This is a genomic window from Longispora fulva, from assembly GCF_015751905.1.
GTDB classification, from domain to species: Bacteria; Actinomycetota; Actinomycetes; order Mycobacteriales; family Micromonosporaceae; genus Longispora; species Longispora fulva.
Map to the genome: position 1 here is coordinate 4,206,818 of NZ_JADOUF010000001.1, position 16,845 is coordinate 4,223,662.

The window sequence follows — 16,845 nt, forward strand, 5'->3', positions numbered from 1 at the left end:
TTCGGGCGGGCGGGTAGCTTTCCCCGGATGAGACTCACTGTCGTGGGATGCGCGGGTTCGACCACCGGCCCGGACTCGGCCTGCTCCAGCTATCTCGTCGAAGAGGACGGCCACCGCCTCGTCCTCGACCTCGGCGCCGGCGCGTCCGGCCCCCTGCAGCGCTACGCCGACCCGCTCGACATCGACACCGTCATCCTGTCGCACGCCCACTCCGACCACTGGAGCGATACGACCCAGCTCGGCTACCACCGGGCCCGGGCCGGAAAGCCGGTCACGGTGATCGGACCGTCGGACATGCACGAGGTGCTGACCACGAACCCGGACACGTTCGACACCACGGTCGCGACGGCCGGCGACCGGACGATCGGCCCGTTCGCGGTCCGCCTCGGCCGGGTCCGGCACGGGAACCTCGAGTGCTGGGCCACCCGGATCGGCGACGCGTTGTGTTACACGGCCGACACCGAGCCGTGCCCGGAGGTCGAGGAGCTGGCCGCCGGCTGCCGGGTGCTGCTCGCGGAGGCATCCGGCCTCGACGCCGACGGCCCGCTGCGCGGCCACCTCACGGCAGGCGACGCGGCCCGGCTCGCCGCCCGGTCCGGCGCGCGGCTGCTGATCCTCACCCACCTGCGCGCCTGGCAGGACCCGCTCGCGTTGCTGGACGAGGCCCATGCGATCGCAGGCTGCCAGGTCGTGCTGGCCACTCCCGGCCTGCGGGTCGCCCTGTAAGTTCAGACGGTTACGGCGGGGCGTCCCCGGCACGCACCGGTCCGAGGCGCACTGCCGCCCGGCGTCCCGGGGCGTCCCCTGTGGCACATGTGGCGTGGCGTCCACCGCCACCCCAGCTCACGGCTCCGGCGCTCCGTGCCGTAGGCGTCCTGCCGTTTATGTGGCTAGTTCGGCGTCGCCCGGTCACGGAGCTGGCCGATGGAGTCCACGTACTTCAGGACGAGCCGCGCGAAGTCGAGCCGGTCGCGCTCGGTCCAGTCCGCCGTGATGTGCAGGAACGCCTCGCGCTGCTGCTCACGGAACCGGCCGAGCAGCGCCACGCCCTCGTCGCTGAGTTGGAGGATGGTCCGCCGGCCGTCGCGCTGCGAGGCGGCCCGGACCAGGTACCCGGCCGAGATGCAGTCGGAGACCATCCGGCTGGCGACGGACGGGTCCACGGCGAGGCTGGCGGCGACCGCGCCGACGGTCACTTCGCCCTCGACGTCGCCCTCCTCGACGATGGTGAGCACCAGGGTCCGGCTCAGGTCCTTCGCCGGCACCGGGTTCTCCACCTGGGTCAGCACCGTGCGCCGCATCTTCCGGAACGCCGGCCCGACCGAGGTCAGCAGCTCAGCGGCCTCTTCCTCGCTGTATCCACTCTCCATGGCGCCATGCTACCAACAATGATGTGTTGACACGAATACGTGTGCATGCAAGCATGCATTTGCACATCACAACGAATGGAGTTCGCCATGACCACCCTGATCACCGGTGCCCGCGGCAAGGTCGGCCGCGCCGTCCTCGACCGCCTCCGGGCCGCCGACCACCCGACCCGCGCCGCCAGCAAGAACCCTGCGGAGCTCACCGTCCCCGCCGTCGAACTCGACCTCACCCGCCCCACCGCCGCGGCCCTCGACGGCATCCGCCAGGTCTTCCTGTACCCGGAGCCCGACGGCATCGCCGACCTGGTCACGGCCGCGGAGTCCGCCGGGGTCGAGCACATCGTGCTGCTGTCCTCGTCCTCGGTCCTGGGACCCGACGCCGACACCGACCCGCTCGCCCGGCCCAGCCTGCTCGTCGAGCGCGCCCTCGCCGACTCCCCGATCACCACGACCGTGCTGCGGCCGGACGCGTTCGCAAGCAACGCCCTCGGCTGGGCGTACCACCTGCGCTCCGGTCACCCGATCCGGCTCGCGTTCCCCGACGCCGGCATCGCCCCGATCCACCCCGACGACGTCGCCGACCTCGCCGTGGCCGCGCTGACCGGCGACGCGCTCACCGGTCGGGCCGTCACCCTCACCGGCGGCGAGTCGGTCAGCTTCCGCGCCCAGCTGGACATCCTCGCCGAGCTGCTCGGACGCGAGATCCCCGTCGAGCGGATCACCCGCGCCGAGGCGGAGGAGCAGTTCGCGCAGCACATGCCGCCAGCCATGGCCGCCGCGTTGCACGACCTGTGGGAGCCCGTCGACGGCCACGCCGCCACCCTCGGCGACACCACGGAGACCCTGCTCGGCCGCCCCGCGCGCACGTTCGCACAGTGGGCGGCCGAGAACCTCGACGCCTTCCGGCCCCAGGGCTGAGCGCACCCGGCGGACTCCGGCGCTCGCGGCTCGCGGCTCGCGGCTCCGGGATGGTGTGCGCACTGACGGCCGGAGCCGCGGGAGCGTACCCGGAAAGGGGTGGTTCGGGGCTAGAGCAGGGTGCGGAGGAACGGCAGGTCCACGCCCACCAGGCTGTCCGCGACGGTCGCGCCGAGCCCGGCCAGGGGGACCTCGCACGGCACGGCGAGCACCGCGCACCCGGCGGCGACCGCGCTGGCCACCCCGGTCGGGGAGTCCTCGATCGCCACGCACCGGCCCGGGTCGACCCCGAGCAGTTCGGCGGCCCGCAGGTACGGGGCCGGGTCCGGCTTCGTCTCCGGCACCTCGTCGCCGCACACCACGACGTCGAAGTTCTCCCGGCCGAGGGTGTCCAGGCACACCTCGACGAGGTGCCGACGGGTGGCGGTGACCAGCGCCAACGGCACGCCCTGGGCGCGCAGCACCGCGATCAGCTCGGCGGCGCCCGGCCGCCACGGCACCCCGGCGGAGAACAGCTCGACCATCCGGCTCTCCAGCCAGTCTGTGCTGTATTCGTGGTCCAGCTCCGGGCGGCCGATGTCGGTGTGCAGGATGTCCATCGAGTCGGCCATGCTGGCCCCGACCATCGCCGTCCGCGCGGCGGCGGTCATGGTGCCGCCGTGGTGGGCCGCGAGATCGTGCAACGCCACCTCCCACACCTTCTCACTGTCGAGGAGGGTGCCGTCCATGTCGAGAAGTACAGCCGCGAGTGTCACCAGTTGATCGTGCCAGCAGGTCGGGTCGTAGGGTGAGCCGCTATGGCATACATCATGTTGGCCCTGGCCATCGGCTGTGAGATCGGCGCGACGACGGCCCTGAAGTATTCCGAAGGATTCACCCGCCTGTTACCCACCGGCCTCTCCCTGGCCGGTTACGTGGTGTCGTTCTTCTTCCTGTCGGTGGCGCTGAAACACATTCCGGTCTCCACGGCGTACGCGATCTGGTCCGGGGTCGGGACGGCCGTGATCGCGGCGATCGGGTTCACGTTCCTCCACGAGGAGTTGTCTGCGGTCAAGATCGGCGGGATCGCGTTGGTGATCGGGGGCGTGGTGCTATTGAACGTGGGCGGCGGCCACTAGGACCGTCCCTTCAGGAACGCCGCGATCCGCGCCCAGGCGTCGGCGGCGGCCTCGGCGTGCCCGTCCCGGCCGAAGTGGTCCCACTCGATGAAGCCGTGCGGCTGACCCGGATAGACCACGATCTCGTGCGGGACGTCCACGGCCGCCAGGTGCCGTTCCAGGTTCTCGTGCACGCTGGCCGGCACCTCGGTGTCCGCGCCGCCGAACAGGCCGAGCACGGGCACCCGGATCCCGGACCCGAAGTCGTCGGGGAGGGCCGCCGACGCGCCCATCGCCCCCACGTACGGGCAGATGCCGATCACGCCGGCCAGGCCGAGGTCGGCGGTGCCCGCGTACAGCGCGTTGGCGCCACCGATGCAGAAGCCCGCGGCGTAGACCGGCCCGTCACCGGCCGCGCGCAGGTGAGCGACCGCCGCCGCCAGGTCCGCCAGCACCAGCTCGCGGTCGAAGCTGTCGTTGATCGCCGGGTCGTACTCCTCGCCCCGCGCGCCCGGGCCCAGCGTCCGGCCGTAGTAGTCGATGACCAGCACGTCCGCCCCGGTCCGCGCGAACCGGCGGGCCAGGTTCCGAAACGGTGCCCGCATCCCGCCGACGTCGGGCAGCAACACCAGCCGCGCGCCGGTGGGCTCCTCCGCGCCGGCGAGATAGGCGCCGAAGCGGGAGCCGTCGGCCGACGTCAGATCGATCAGGGGATCCGGGGCGGAGGAGGTGGGGGCGTCACCGTCGAGGCACATGCGTTGACCGTATCGAGGTGGTCAACGGAAATTCGGGCGCTCGGACTCGGCGACCCGGAGCGCGGCGGTGCCGTGGACGGGACGGAGGCGGCGGGCGGGCCCGCCGATGCCCGGGTGGGGCGGGGAGGGCCGCTGCGCGCCGGGGCAGGTGTCGCCGTAACCGGAAAAGGGGTTAGTGGTTTGCGGCGTTGCCGAAGGAGGTGATGACCACTCCCAGCACCAGGACGGCCATGCCGATGATGGTGGTCAGGTTCAGGGGGTCGTGGAAGAGCAGGCGGCTGGAGATCGCGACCAGGACGATGCCCGCCGCCGACCAGATCGCGTAGGTGACGGCGATCGGTACGCCCAGCTGGACGACCTTGGAGTCGAGGTAGAACGACAGCGTGTAGCCGGCGAGGAGGCCGATCACCGGCCAGAGGCGGGTGAAGCCGTCGGAGACCCGGACGAGCAGGGTCGCGCCGACCTCCAGGACGATCGCGACGCTCAGCAGGATCCACTTCAGCATCGCGTCACTGTATCGTCAGAAAAGGCGTTAAATATCCTGTACCCACCGGATGCCATGGAAACCGGGGGCGAGGTCGAAGTCGATCAGGTGAGCGAGATGTCCGTCGATGAGGCGCAGTTCCGCGACATCCTTGTGCGGGGAGCGCGCGTCCAGCCGCCAGATCCGGTGCGCCGAGCGAACCCGGGCCGCCGGGTCGAAGCGGACGGTCAGTTCGTAGTTCTGGCCGGCGGCGCGGAACCACGTGCCGTGGTAGGCCTCGGGGACCGTGCCGTCGAGGTGGTACTCGACCGGGTAGGTCTCGCCCTTGGTCAGCGCTCCGAACAGCAGCTCCGCCGCCGTCAGCCCGGCGGCCGGGTCCGTGCGCACCCGACCCAGGCGGCAGGTCCGGCCGGCACGCAGCCGGGGCAGGCCGCCGTCGGAGGAGTGCGACAGCACCACGTGCCGGTCCACGCCGCTGGTCGTCGCGCGGACCACGATCCGGGTGTCGACCTGCCAGGGCCACGGGTCGGCGCCGACGACGAGTTCCTCCTGGATGCCGAGGACCCGCACGCCCGGTTCGGTGGCGTCCAGTTCGGCGCGGAGCCGGTTGGCGAGGACCCGGGAGGTGCCCTGGCCGGACTCGGGCCAGCGGCCGCGCCGGGGCGCGCCGAGGAGTCGGGCCAGGTCCCCGCACCGCAGTCCGAGGATCTCCTCGAGCAGGGCGAGGGCGCGCAGGGTCTCCGGGCGTTCGGGGCGGCTGACCCCGCGCTGCCAGTTGCTCAGGCTGGAGACGCTGACCCGGACGCCCTGGTCGGCCAGGCGCTCGCAGAGCCGGTCGAGGGTCAGGCTCCGGGCGTGTATGGCCGCGCGGAGTGCCGTGTGGAACGGACCGTCCCGAAGTCCGTCGATGTGGTGCCTCCATAAGTTACTGACGGGTACTGAATTTCCAGAATGATGCCCCATCTTCCCTGCCAGCTGCCAGGGGGCCACGCTCGTGTTCATCGCCCGTCCACCCGGCATGTCGCAACCGGCAATTCTCCACCCGCAACATGACGCGGATCGGTGAACCACTCACCCCCTCAGGAGAACACATGTTCAGGAGACAGGTGGCCTTCGTGGCCGCAGCTGTCGCGGCCCTCGCCACCGTCGGCGCCGGCGTCGCGATGGCCTCGCAGACCCCCTCGGGCACCGCCGTCGCTGTCGCCGCGGTGCCACGCCCCGACCACGTCGTCGTCGTGGTGTTCGAGAACAAGGACTACTCGACCATCATCGGCAGCTCCAGCGCCCCGTACTTCAACTCTCTCGCCGGACAGGGCGCGAGCTTCACCCAGTCCTTCGGGGTCACCCACCCCAGCCAGGGCAACTACGTCGCGATGTTCTCCGGTTCCCAGCAGGGCGTCACCGACGACACCTGCCCGCGCAACCTCGGCAACGTCGCCAACCTGGGCAGCCAGCTGATCGGCGCCGGATTCACCTTCAAGGGGTACTCCGAGTCGATGCCGTCGGACGGCTACACCGGCTGCTCCAGCGGCAACTACGCCCGCAAGCACAACCCGTGGGTCGACTTCAGCAACGTGCCGGCCGCCAGCAACGTGCGGTTCAGCGCGTTCCCGACCGACTACACCACGCTGCCGACGGTGTCCTACGTGGTACCGGACATGTGCAACGACATGCACGACTGCTCGGTGTCCACCGGTGACACCTGGCTGAAGAACAAGCTCGACGGCTACGCGCAGTGGGCCAAGACGCACAACAGCCTGCTGATCGCCACGTTCGACGAGGACAACTTCAGCTCCGTCAACCAGATCGCCACCGTGATGGTCGGCGAGAAGGTCCGGACCGGCACGTACTCCGAGCAGATCAACCACTACAACGTGCTCCGCACCATGGAGGACGCCTACGGGCTGTCCGCGCTCGGCAACGCCGCCACCGCGACCCCGATCACCGACATCTGGTCGACGACGACCCCGTCGCCGACCCCGACCGCCTCGCCGACCGCCTCGCCGACCAGCTCCCCGAGCCCGTCGCCGACGCCGACGGCCAGCCCGACCCCGACCAGCAGCCCGACCCCGACCCCGACCGCGGGTTGCGTCAGCCCCGGCCAGAAGCTCGGCAACCCCGGCTTCGAGACCGGCACCGCCGCGCCCTGGACCGCCACCTCCGGCGTCCTGGACAACGGCACCTCCGAGCCGGCGCACGCCGGCTCCTGGAAGGCGTGGATGGACGGCTACGGCTCCGCCCACACCGACACCCTGTCCCAGTCGGTGACCCTGCCGGCCGGGTGCGCGTCCTACACGCTGTCGTTCTGGGTGCACATCGACACGGCGGAGACCGGCTCCACGGTGTACGACAAGCTCACGGTGCAGGTCGGCAGCACGACCCTGGCCACGTACAGCAACGTCAACGCCGCGGCCGGGTACGCGCAGAAGACCTTCAACCTGGCGGCCTTCGCCGGCCAGACGGTCACCCTGAAGTTCACCGGCGTCGAGGACAGCTCCCAGCAGACCTCGTTCGTCATCGACGACGCAGCCCTCACAATCGGCTGATGTACCTCTCCACGGTTCGACCCGGGGCGTCCGACAAGGGCGCCCCGGCCCGCCGGTTCGTCGCCGGCAACGTGCTCGCCCTGGGGCTGGTCAGCCTCGTCACCGACGTGTCCGCCGAGATGGTCACGGCGGTGCTGCCCGCGTACCTGGTGCTCGGGCTGCACCTGTCCATCGCGCAGTACGGGGTCGTCGACGGCCTGTACACCGGCGCGACGGCTCTGACCCGGCTCGCCGGCGGCTACGTCGCCGACCGGTTCCGGCTGCGCAAGCTCGTCGCCGGACTCGGCTACGGCCTGTCGGCGGCGGCGAAACTCGGACTCCTCGCGGCCGGCGCCGTGCCGGGCGCGATCGGGGCCGTGATCGCCGTCGACCGGACCGGCAAGGGCCTGCGCACCGCGCCCCGGGACGCGCTGATCACGCTGTCCTCCCCCGCCGACGGGCTGGGCCGGGCGTTCGGCGTGCACCGGACGCTGGACAGCATGGGCGCGTTCGCCGGCCCGCTGTGCGCGATGGCCGTGCTGGCCCTCGCCGGCTCCGGGCAGTCCTACGACGCGGTGTTCGTCGCCAGCTTCTGCGCGGCCGTGCTCGGGGTGCTGCTCCTCGTCCTGTTCGTCCGGGACCGGCGCGACGAACTGCCGCCGGTGCGGGCCTCGCTGCCCCGTGCGTTCGGGCTGCTGCGCGACGGCCGGTTCCGGGGACTGTGCGTCGCCGCCGTGCTCCTCGGCGCGACGACGGTCGGCGACGGGTTCGTCTACCTGATCCTCCAGCGCCGCGACGACCTGCCGGTCTGGACGTTCCCGCTGCTCGCGGTCGGGGCGAACCTCGCCTACCTGCTGCTGGCCACGCCGCTGGGCTGGCTCGCCGACCGGATCGGCCGCTGGCCGGTGGTCCTCGGCGGGTACACCGCGCTGCTCGCCGTGTACCTGCTGCTCGCCTCCGGGCACGGCCCGCTGCCGGTGATCCTCGGCCTGTACGGCCTGTTCTACGCCGCCACCGACGGGGTACTGATGGCCCTGGCCGGCCCGCTACTGCCCGCCGAACTGCGGACGAGCGGGTTCGCGCTGGTGCAGTCGGGACAGGCCCTCGCCTATCTCGTATCCTCCGTACTGTTCGGCCTCGCCTGGCAGGCCTGGGGCGTGCCCGTCGCGTGCCTGGTCGCGGCCGGGGCGGTGGCCGTGGCCCTGCCGGTGTCCGGGATCCTCCTCAAGGGACGTACCTCATGAAGTGGCGCATTCTGGTCGCACTGACCGCGACCGTCGTGCTCGCGGGCGCCGCCCTCGGCTACGTGTGGTTCACCCGGCCAGCGCCCGCGACGGCCTCGACGCTGTCCCTGGCCGGTCCGGGACTCCTGGTGCGCAGCGACGGCGTGCTCGCCGTGATCGGCCCGGACGGCACGAAACGGGCGTCGAACCTGCGCTGCGCCCGGGTGTACGCCGCGCACGGCACCGGGGTCTGCCTGCGCGAGGACGTGGGCGCCTACCAGGTCACGGTCCTCGACGCCGACCTGAAGGCGAAGCGCAGCATCCCGCTCAACGGGCTGCCGAACCGGGCCCGGGTGTCCGCCAGCGGCCGGATGGTGTCGTGGACGACGTTCGTGACCGGGGACTCCTACAACGGCGGCCAGTTCGCCACCCGGTCCGGCATCCTCGACGCCCGCGACGGCACCCTGGCCGGCAACCTGGAGAACTTCACGGTCCAGGAGGGCCGGCCCAACCAGGACGCCAACTTCTGGGGGATCACCTTCGCGGCCGACGACAACCGGTTCTACGCGACGATGTCCACCGGGGGGCACCGGTACCTGATGGAGGGCGACTTCGCGGCCCGGGCCATGAGGCAGGTCAAGGACAACGTGGAGTGCCCGTCGCTGTCGCCGGACGGGACGCGGATCGCGTACAAGAAGATGCTGCCCGACCGGACCTGGCGGCTCACGGTGCTGGACCTGGCCACCCTCGCGGAGACCCCGCTGGCGGAGACCCGCAGCGTCGACGACCAGGCGGCGTGGCTCGACGGCGCGACGATCGGCTACGGGGTCGACAAGGGCGTCTGGGCGGTGCCGGCGGACGGGACCGGGACGCCCCGGCTGCTCGCTGCGGACGCGGAGTCCCCGGCGGCGCTCTGACATCCGGTCCGGCCGCTCGACTTTTCCGCCCGGTTCGCGGCGGTTCCGTGGCTAGGGTGGGGTGATGACGCGCGCCTACCGGATCGGACTCATCGGCTACGGGCTCGCCGGCTCAGCCTTCCACGCCCCACTGATCGCCACGACCCCAGGCCTGGAGCTGGCCTCCGTGCTGACGAACAATCCCGAGCGGGTGTCCAGGGTCCGCCGGCAGCACCCGGGGGCCCGGATCGTCGGGAGCATCGAGGACCTGTTCGCCCTCGACCTCGACCTGGTGGTGGTCGCCTCCCCGAACCGGACCCACGTGCCCTACGCCGCCGCCGCGCTGGGGCTGGGGCTCGGCGTCGTCGTGGACAAGCCGCTGGCCGGCACGTCCGCCGAGGCCCTCGAACTGGTCGAGCTGGCCGAGGAGCGCGGCCTGCTGCTCACGGTCTACCAGAACCGGCGGTGGGACGGCGACTTCCTGACCGTCCGGCGGTTGATCGCCGACGGGGAGCTGGGCCGGGTGCACCGGTTCGAGTCCCGGTTCGAGCGGTGGCGGCCGCTGATCAAGGAGGGCTGGCGGGAGAACGCCGACCCGGCCGAGGTCGGCGGAACCCTCTACGACCTGGGCAGTCACCTGGTCGACCAGGCCCTGGCCCTGTTCGGCCCGGCCGCGGAGGTCTCCGCGGAGGTGGACACCCGCCGGGCCAGCGCCGGGGTGGACGACGACGCGTTCGTGGCCGTCACGCACGTCAACGGGGTGCGCTCGCACCTGTGGACCAGCGCGATCACGGCCCAGGTGGGGCCCCGGCTGCGGGTGCTCGGCGACGCGGCGGGCTATGTGAAGTACGGCCTGGACCCGCAGGAGAACGCGCTGCGCGCCGGCCTGCTCCCCGGCCCCGGCTGGGGTGTGGAGCCCGAGGGGGCCTGGGGGCTACTGGGCGTCGACGGGGCGGCGAAGCCGGTGCCGACGGAGCCGGGCGACTACCCGGCGTTCTACCGGGGCGTGCTGGGGGCGCTGCGCGGCGAGGGGCCGGGGCCGGTGGACCCGCGCGACGCCGTGGCGACCCTGACGGTGCTGGAGGCCGCGCGCCGGTCCTCGGCCGAGGGCGTCACGGTGCGCCTGGCCTAGGGTCACGGTCCGCCCTCCGCAGGGTCACGGTCCGCCTGCCACAGGAAAGGGTGCCCGCCCCGGAAAGGAACGGACACCCAAGAGCAACACCATGATCCGGTTACGGAGGAGACCGACCCGGCACGCGTCGGTGACTCCCCGCCGGACCACGCCGCCCAGTGGACGGCAGCGGGGTCCCGCCGCCCGTGAACGGCTACGGGGTCCCGCCGGGCCGGGTGGCCCGGCGGGACATCGCGTCCTAGTAGGTCGTCGCCCGCAGGACGCCAGCGCCGAAGCCGGCGTTCTCCGGCCGCTTGAGGGCCAGCGCGTACATCGTGCGGTTCACGGCGAGCGGCGACTGCGAGGCGCCGATCTGCTGACGGATCAGCGCCGCGACACCGGCCGCCGACGGCGCCGCCGCCGAGGTGCCGAAGAAGCGGCATCCGCCCTGGACCGCCGACGGGCAGGTGCCGGAGCCGAAGCCGCCGACGCCGCTGACGGTCACGCCGTCGGCCGCGCCCCAGGCCGGCGCGACGAAGGAACGGAACCCGCCGCCGGCCACGCCGGTGCACGGCCCGACGCCGGAGGCACACACCGTGGTCGACATGATCTGCACCGGGCCGGCCGCGCTGTAGGACTCCAGCGGGACGGTGGCAGGGTTGACGGAGACGTTCGAGGCCACCGCGCCGGCGCTGGTCGCGAAGCCGAGGTAGTTGGAGTCCGGGTTGAGCGAGCCGGCCCGGTCACCCGGGTCGACCGTGGTCACGCCCGAGGTGCGCCACCGCAGGTCGAACGTCGGGGCCTTGACCGCCGAGGAGGTGCCGGCCACGTCCACGACGAGCTTCGCCGGGATGTTCGCGCCGGTGGTGTTCTGGAAGACCAGCTGCTCGATGGTGTCGCCGACCCCGTTGGCCTGCACGTTGGTGCTGGACGCGAGGCAGTCGCTGCCGTCGGCCGTCATCAGGTACAGGTTGAGGTTGGTGAAGCCGCCCTGGCCGACCGTCGGGTAGATGGCGCGCGGCTCACTCCACTGGAGGGTGGGCAGGAGCGTGCCGCCGGGCCGGACGATGACGTCGTAGGTGTTGTCCGTGCCGCGCAGGTTCACCGTGTTGTTCGGGACGCTCGGGCAGTGCGCGTAGCCGCCGGCCACGCCGTCGGGGGTGCGGCCGGTGCCGACCGCCGGGGCCCGGGAGGCGTGCTTGGCGCCCAGGTTGCCCGCCGAGGAGCTGACCCAGACGCCCTGCTGGGCGAGCTTCTCGGCCGTCACGGCGCCGAGGCCCTGCTGGAACGCCGGCTCGTCGTCGAACGCGATGTCCTCGGCGATCAGGTTCGCGCCCCACGCCGCCAGGTTGTGGAACGCGCCCACGTAGGAGGTCAGGTCGTCGCCCACGGTGTGGAAGGCGAGCTTCGCGTCGGGGGCCATGTCGTGGACGATCTCCATCATCGCCGTGCCCTCGTCGCCGTCGCCGACAGCGAGCGCGGTGGCGTCGGCCGGCAGTTCGCCGCGCGCGATGGAGTCGGCCAGGTGGGTCACGCCGTCGGAGATGAACCCGACCTTCTGGCCGGCGCCCGTCAGGCCCCGGGAGTTGGCGACGTCGGTCCGGTGCAGCGGCGCGCCCTCGGCGACCAGCGGCTCGGAGTCGACCTGCGGCTTGAGGGTGGGACGCACGGTGGCGACCCAGCCGAGGCCGGCGACGGCGTCGACCTTGTCGTAGGGCACGACGGCGTGGATCAGGCCGACCTCGGGCAGCGCCACCCCGGGCACCTTCGCGAACTCGCCGGAGCTGTCCACGACGGTCGCGCCCAGGTCCCGCAGCGCCTGCTCCTCGGCCTTGCCGACCGGGCCGGTGGCGTGCAGCGTGAGGTCGATGCCGCCGGCGGGCGTGATGGTGAGGAAGCCGGCGCCGAGGGTGTCGAGCTGGGTGTCGGACAGCCCGGCGGCACGCAGGCCGTGCGTGCCGCCGACAGCCGCGCGGATCTTCGAGACCCGGTCGGCGACCAGGCTCGGGATCTTGCTGGCCGCCGCCGGCGCGGCCGGTTCGGCGGACGCGGTGCCGGCGACGGCCATGACGGCCAGAGGTAAGGCGAGCGCGAACGCCGCCGTCAGTGCCGTAACTCTCCTGGGCAAGGGGGCCTCCCACGTCAGATCAAACGGATGCCCGACCCTATCGCGCGCGGGTGTCATAGAGAACACTGTGGACTGACCCGTTACACAGCGTGGTCGCCGATCAGTGACACCGCAGCACAAACCGGTAACACGCTGGGCTCGGAGGCACCCCGGCTCCGCAGGGCCACGGTCCCGGCGGCGGCCTCCCGGGCCCCGATCACGGCCACGTACGGCACCCGCCCGTCCCGCGCCCGCGCCACCCGGGCCCCGAGCGCGCCGTCGGCGTGCACCTCGATCCGCAGTCCGGCCGCGCGGGCCGCCGCGACGAAGGCGTCCACCGGCGCGTCCCCGATCGGGAGCACCGCGACCTGCACCGGCGCGCACCAGGCCGGCAGGGCGCCGTCGTGCTGGTCGAGGAGCAGTCCGAGCAGGCGTTCCATCGAGCCGACCAGCGACCGGTGGATCATCACGGGGCGGCGTCGCGAACCGTCCGAATCGGTGTATTCCAGGCCGAAGCGCTCCGGCTTGTGGAAGTCGAGCTGGATGGTGGAGAGGGTCCACTCGCGACCGGCGGCGTCCGGTACCTGGATGTCGATCTTCGGTCCGTAGAACGCCGCCTCGCCGGGCAGCTCCTCGAACTCACACCCGCGCTCGACGAGGGCCGCGCGCAGGATGCCCTCGGCCCGCGCCCACATCCCGTCCCCGTCGACGTACTTGGCACCGGGCCCCCGCAGCGACAGCCGGTACCGGTACCCGGAAATGCCGAGTTTGTCGTAGCACTCGCCGATCAGGTCGAGCACGGAGCCGACCTCCGCGTCGAGCTGCTCCGGGGCGCAGAACAGGTGCGCGTCGTTGAGGGTGATGCACCGGACCCGGTTCAGCCCTCCGACGACCCCGGAGCGCTCGGCCCGGAACATCTGGCCGATCTCGCCGATCCGGACCGGCAGCTCGCGGTAGGACCGGCCCCGGGCGGCGAACACGAGCGCGTGGTGCGGGCACAGGCTGGGCCGCAGCACCTCGTCGTCCATCAGAGGGAACATGTCCTCGGCGAAGTGCTGCCAGTGCCCGGACAGCTCGTAGAGCTCGCGTTTGCCGATCGGCGGGGAGTAGACCTGCTGGTAGCCGGCCCGGCGTTCCAGGCCCCGCACGTAGTCCTCGATGGCGGACCGGACAGCGGCCCCGGCCGGCAGCCAGACCGGCAGGCCGGCGCCGATCAGCGGGTGGTTGTGGATCAGGCCCAGTTCGCGGGCGAGTTTGGCGCTCATCGTGTGCTCCTTCGATGCTGGGGCACACGCATCGGAAGACAAAGCCCCGGGGCACATGCCCCGGGGCTGGTCGTTCGCGTGGGTTACCGCGCGTCGGTCCGTCGCCAGGGGTGTCCTGGCGTCGTCGTCGACATGCTGGCGCGGATCATGTCGGCAAGGCTACCCCCGGCACCGACCCGCCGCAACCGGGTTGATCCGGACATTCCGAAGGAGCGGCGGCCTCAGGAGTCGGCGGCGACCAGGAACTGGTGGGCGGCGAGTTCGCGGTACAGCGGGCTGCTCTCCAGGAGCTCCGCGTGCCGGCCGACCGCCACGACCTTGCCGTGTTCGAGGACCACGATCTGGTCGGAGTCGACCACCGTCGACAGCCGGTGCGCGACCACGATCAGGGTGCGGTTCTCCGCGACGGCCGAGATGGCCTGGCGGAGCGCGGCCTCGTTGCGGGCGTCGAGGTTGCTGGTCGGCTCGTCGAGCAGCAGGATCGGCGGGGCCGACAGCAGGGTCCTGGCGATGGCGAGCCGTTGGCGCTCCCCGCCGGACAGCAGCACGCCGCCCTCCCCGACCTGGGCGTCGAGCCCGAGCGGGGTCCGGTCGATCAGGTCGGTCAGGTTGACGGCGGCCAGCACGTCGGCCATCTGGGCGTCGGTGGCCGACGGGGACGCGAGCAGCAGGTTGTCCCGCAGGGTGCCGGCGAGGACCGGGGCCTCCTGCTCGACGTAGCCGAGGTGGGAGCGCAGCTCGTCGCGGGGCTGGTCGCGGACGTCGCGGCCGGCGACCCGCAACTGGCCGGACTCCAGTTCGTAGAAGCGCTCGACGAGGGACAGCAGGGTGGACTTGCCGGCGCCGGACGGGCCGACCAGGGCGGTGCGGGTGCCGTACGGCACGGTGAAGCTCACGTCGCGGAGCACCGGGTCGCCGTTCTCGTAGGAGAAGCCGACCTGGTCGAACTCGACGGCCGGGCCGCCGACCGGCACCCCCGCCGCCCCCGTGTCATGGTCGGTCTCCGCCGGCAGGGTCAGGATCTCCTCGATCCGCTCGAGCGCGCCGAGCCCGGCCTGCAGCTGCGTGTACGCCTGGAGCGCGCCGCCGAGCGGCATCACGAGGAAGAACAGGAACAGGATGAACGCGACCAGGTCGCCGACCGTGATGTGTCCACTGGCGACCCGGGCGCCGCCCACGCCCAGCACCAGGAGGAAGGAGCCCTGGATCGCGGTCACGACCGTGGGGCGGATGAAGGCCTGGAGCCGGGCGATCCGCAGGCCCGCGTCGTAGGCGTCGCGGGCGCTGGCGGAGACCACCTCGGTCTCGCGCGCCTCGGCCCGGCTGGCCCGGATGGTCCGGGCGGCGGAGATGGCCCGCTCGACGGCGGAGGTCATCTCCCCGACCCGGGTCTGGGCCTCCAGCGACGCCTTGCGGACCTTGCCGGCGAAGCCGATCCCGGCGGCCAGCCCGGCGGCGAGGCCGACGAGGGTGACCGCGAACAACAGCGGATCCAGCACGATCATTGCGGTGGCCGAGCCGAGGACCATGACGGCGCCGGAGACGATCTCGAACAGGCCGGAGGTGACCACGGCCCGCAGCAGGGTGGTGTCCGCGCCGACCCGGGAGAGCAGGTCCCCGACCCGCCGGCGGTCGTACTCCACGATCGGCAGGCGGAGCAGGTGGCCGGTCAGTCGGCGGCGCGACGACAGCACGATGCCCTCGGCCGTGCGCTGCAACAGATACTCCCGGACGCTGTCGACGACCGACGCGCCGATCAGCAGCCCCACCAGGATCAGGACGAACCGGCCGAACGACTCACGGGCGCCGATCGCGTTCAGCAGCTCGCGGGTGACGAGTGGCTGCACCAGGGTGCCGGCGGCGGCGACCAGCGAGAGCACGGCGACCACGGCGAGGGTGCCGCGGTACGCGCGCAGGTAGGGCAACAGCGACCGCAATCCCACGGTGGGTCTGGGCTTCGACTCCGACATTGCTGCCTCCCGATCAACGTCTTCGAGGGTATCCGGCCCCGCGCGTCCGGCAGTCGGTCCCGAGAACGAGACGGGTCCCCTTCGGAGGGAGGACACGGACGGTCGCGATCGGGTGCCCGGCGGTCCGAAAGGGCGGTGCCGGGCCACGTTTGTCCCGTGCCGTTGACAGCGACGAAGATCAGTGGTTGATTCGTTAGGCAACCTTCCTAACCTTCCCCCTCAGGAGGTACCCCTCATGCGGATCACCCATCGACTCGTCGGGCTGGCCACGGCGGTGACCCTCGTCGCGGCGGCTCCCCTCGCCCTCGCGAGCTCCGCCTACGCGCAGTCCGAAGCGCTCGGATCCCACGTCACCGCCGCGCACGTCGACCTGACCGACCCGCACAAGAAGGACATCGCCATGCAGCTGGTGTCCAGCGCTGAGAACTCCTCGCTGGACTGGAAGGCGCAGTACAAGTACATCGAGGACATCAAGGACGGGCGCGGGTACACGGCCGGGATCATCGGGTTCTGTTCCGGCACCGGGGACATGCTCGACCTGGTGGAGCTGTACGCCCAGCGCAAGCCGGGCAACGTGCTGGCCAAGTATCTGCCGGCGCTGCGCAAGGTCAACGGCACCGAGTCGCACGCCGGCCTCGGCTCGGCCTTCGAGAAGGACTGGAAGACCGCCGCCAACGACGCCGCCTTCAAGAAGGCCCAGGACGACGAGCGCGACCGGGTGTACTTCACCCCGGCCGTCAACCAGGCCAAGGCCGACGGCCTGTGGGCCCTGGGTCAGTTCGCCTACTACGACACCATCGTGATGCACGGCGACGGTGGCGACCGCGACAGTTTCAGCTCGATCCGGAAGAACGCGCTGAAGAAGGCCAAGCCGCCGTCGCAGGGCGGGGACCAGGTGGCCTACCTCAACGCGTTCCTCGACGCGCGCAAGGTCGCCATGAAGCACGAGGAGGCGCACGCCGACACCAGCCGGGTCGACACCGAGCAGCGGGTGTTCCTCAAGGCCGGCAACCTCGACCTGAACCCGCCGCTGAGCTGGAAGGTCTACGGCGACCCGTTCCACATCGCCAGCTAGTCACCGGCACGGCCGGCGCGCGGGCAGCGGAGGTCGCTGTCCGCGCGCCGTC

The 16,845-nt window shown here is 72.0% G+C and carries 16 protein-coding genes; 8 read left to right on the plus strand and 8 right to left on the minus strand.

The genetic code is table 11. From position 1 onward, the window contains the following. The first annotated feature begins 27 nt into the window (after positions 1–27). Positions 28–726 (plus strand): MBL fold metallo-hydrolase, encoded by a 699-nt coding sequence (locus tag IW245_RS18670; RefSeq protein ID WP_197004465.1) that lies wholly within the window; start codon positions 28–30, stop codon positions 724–726. Between the two features lie 164 nt (positions 727–890). Here IW245_RS18670 and IW245_RS18675 read toward each other — a convergent pair whose 3' ends face one another. Continuing rightward, a complete protein-coding gene (locus IW245_RS18675; protein WP_197004466.1) occupies positions 891–1,370 on the minus strand; it encodes a MarR family winged helix-turn-helix transcriptional regulator in 480 nt (159 codons plus the stop codon). Positions 1,371–1,457: 87 nt separating this feature from the next. Here IW245_RS18675 and IW245_RS18680 point away from each other — a divergent pair, with 87 nt between their 5' ends. Next, complete coding sequence (locus IW245_RS18680; protein WP_197004467.1) at positions 1,458–2,285, plus strand: NAD(P)H-binding protein; 828 nt, start codon at positions 1,458–1,460, stop codon at positions 2,283–2,285. 110 nt (positions 2,286–2,395) lie between these two features. On the opposite strand, the gene IW245_RS18685 is transcribed toward IW245_RS18680, so the two are convergent. Next, entirely contained in the window at positions 2,396–3,040 is a 645-nt protein-coding gene (locus IW245_RS18685) for an HAD family hydrolase (RefSeq protein WP_267920117.1), read from the minus strand. A gap of 42 nt (positions 3,041–3,082) precedes the next feature. Here IW245_RS18685 and IW245_RS18690 point away from each other — a divergent pair, with 42 nt between their 5' ends. Continuing rightward, positions 3,083–3,403: a DMT family transporter gene (locus IW245_RS18690; RefSeq protein ID WP_197004468.1), complete on the plus strand. Its 321-nt coding sequence runs from the start codon at positions 3,083–3,085 to the stop codon at positions 3,401–3,403. Here the strand turns inward: IW245_RS18690 and IW245_RS18695 are convergent. The 3 genes from IW245_RS18695 to IW245_RS18705 form a co-directional block, all read right to left on the minus strand. After that, entirely contained in the window at positions 3,400–4,137 is a 738-nt protein-coding gene (locus tag IW245_RS18695; RefSeq protein WP_197004469.1) for a dienelactone hydrolase family protein, read from the minus strand. The genes IW245_RS18690 and IW245_RS18695 overlap by 4 nt on opposite strands. A gap of 172 nt (positions 4,138–4,309) precedes the next feature. Beyond that, on the minus strand, positions 4,310–4,642 hold the full coding sequence (locus tag IW245_RS18700) for a DMT family transporter (RefSeq protein ID WP_197004470.1): 333 nt from the start codon (positions 4,640–4,642) through the stop codon (positions 4,310–4,312). Between the two features lie 27 nt (positions 4,643–4,669). Next, positions 4,670–5,623, minus strand: coding sequence for a hypothetical protein (locus tag IW245_RS18705; protein WP_197004471.1), 954 nt, complete (start codon positions 5,621–5,623; stop codon positions 4,670–4,672). A gap of 89 nt (positions 5,624–5,712) precedes the next feature. Here IW245_RS18705 and IW245_RS42260 point away from each other — a divergent pair, with 89 nt between their 5' ends. From IW245_RS42260 to IW245_RS18725, 4 genes are all read left to right on the plus strand, one after another. Continuing rightward, entirely contained in the window at positions 5,713–7,167 is a 1,455-nt protein-coding gene (locus IW245_RS42260) for an alkaline phosphatase family protein (protein ID WP_197004472.1), read from the plus strand. Further along, positions 7,167–8,390, plus strand: coding sequence for an MFS transporter (locus IW245_RS18715; RefSeq protein WP_197004473.1), 1,224 nt, complete (start codon positions 7,167–7,169; stop codon positions 8,388–8,390). Before IW245_RS42260 ends, IW245_RS18715 begins: the two co-directional genes overlap by 1 nt. Next, positions 8,387–9,286, plus strand: a complete 900-nt coding sequence (locus IW245_RS18720) for a TolB-like translocation protein (RefSeq protein WP_197004474.1) — start codon at positions 8,387–8,389, stop codon at positions 9,284–9,286. Before IW245_RS18715 ends, IW245_RS18720 begins: the two co-directional genes overlap by 4 nt. Positions 9,287–9,350: 64 nt before the next feature. Continuing rightward, positions 9,351–10,397, plus strand: coding sequence for a Gfo/Idh/MocA family protein (locus tag IW245_RS18725; protein ID WP_197004475.1), 1,047 nt, complete (start codon positions 9,351–9,353; stop codon positions 10,395–10,397). Between the two features lie 238 nt (positions 10,398–10,635). Here the strand turns inward: IW245_RS18725 and IW245_RS18730 are convergent, their stop codons facing one another. The 3 genes from IW245_RS18730 to IW245_RS18740 all read right to left on the minus strand — a co-directional run bounded on the left by IW245_RS18730 (position 10,636) and on the right by IW245_RS18740 (position 15,718). Then, positions 10,636–12,504: a S8 family serine peptidase gene (locus IW245_RS18730; protein ID WP_197004476.1), complete on the minus strand. Its 1,869-nt coding sequence runs from the start codon at positions 12,502–12,504 to the stop codon at positions 10,636–10,638. Positions 12,505–12,584: 80 nt separating this feature from the next. Beyond that, a complete protein-coding gene (gene thrS, locus IW245_RS18735) occupies positions 12,585–13,748 on the minus strand; it encodes a threonine--tRNA ligase (RefSeq protein ID WP_197004477.1) in 1,164 nt (387 codons plus the stop codon). A 221-nt stretch (positions 13,749–13,969) separates the two neighbouring features. Continuing rightward, on the minus strand, positions 13,970–15,718 hold the full coding sequence (locus tag IW245_RS18740; RefSeq protein ID WP_197004478.1) for an ABC transporter ATP-binding protein: 1,749 nt from the start codon (positions 15,716–15,718) through the stop codon (positions 13,970–13,972). A 235-nt stretch (positions 15,719–15,953) separates the two neighbouring features. Between IW245_RS18740 and IW245_RS18745 the strand changes: the two genes are divergently transcribed. Then, entirely contained in the window at positions 15,954–16,793 is an 840-nt protein-coding gene (locus IW245_RS18745; protein ID WP_197004479.1) for a chitosanase, read from the plus strand. Positions 16,794–16,845: the final 52 nt, after the last annotated feature.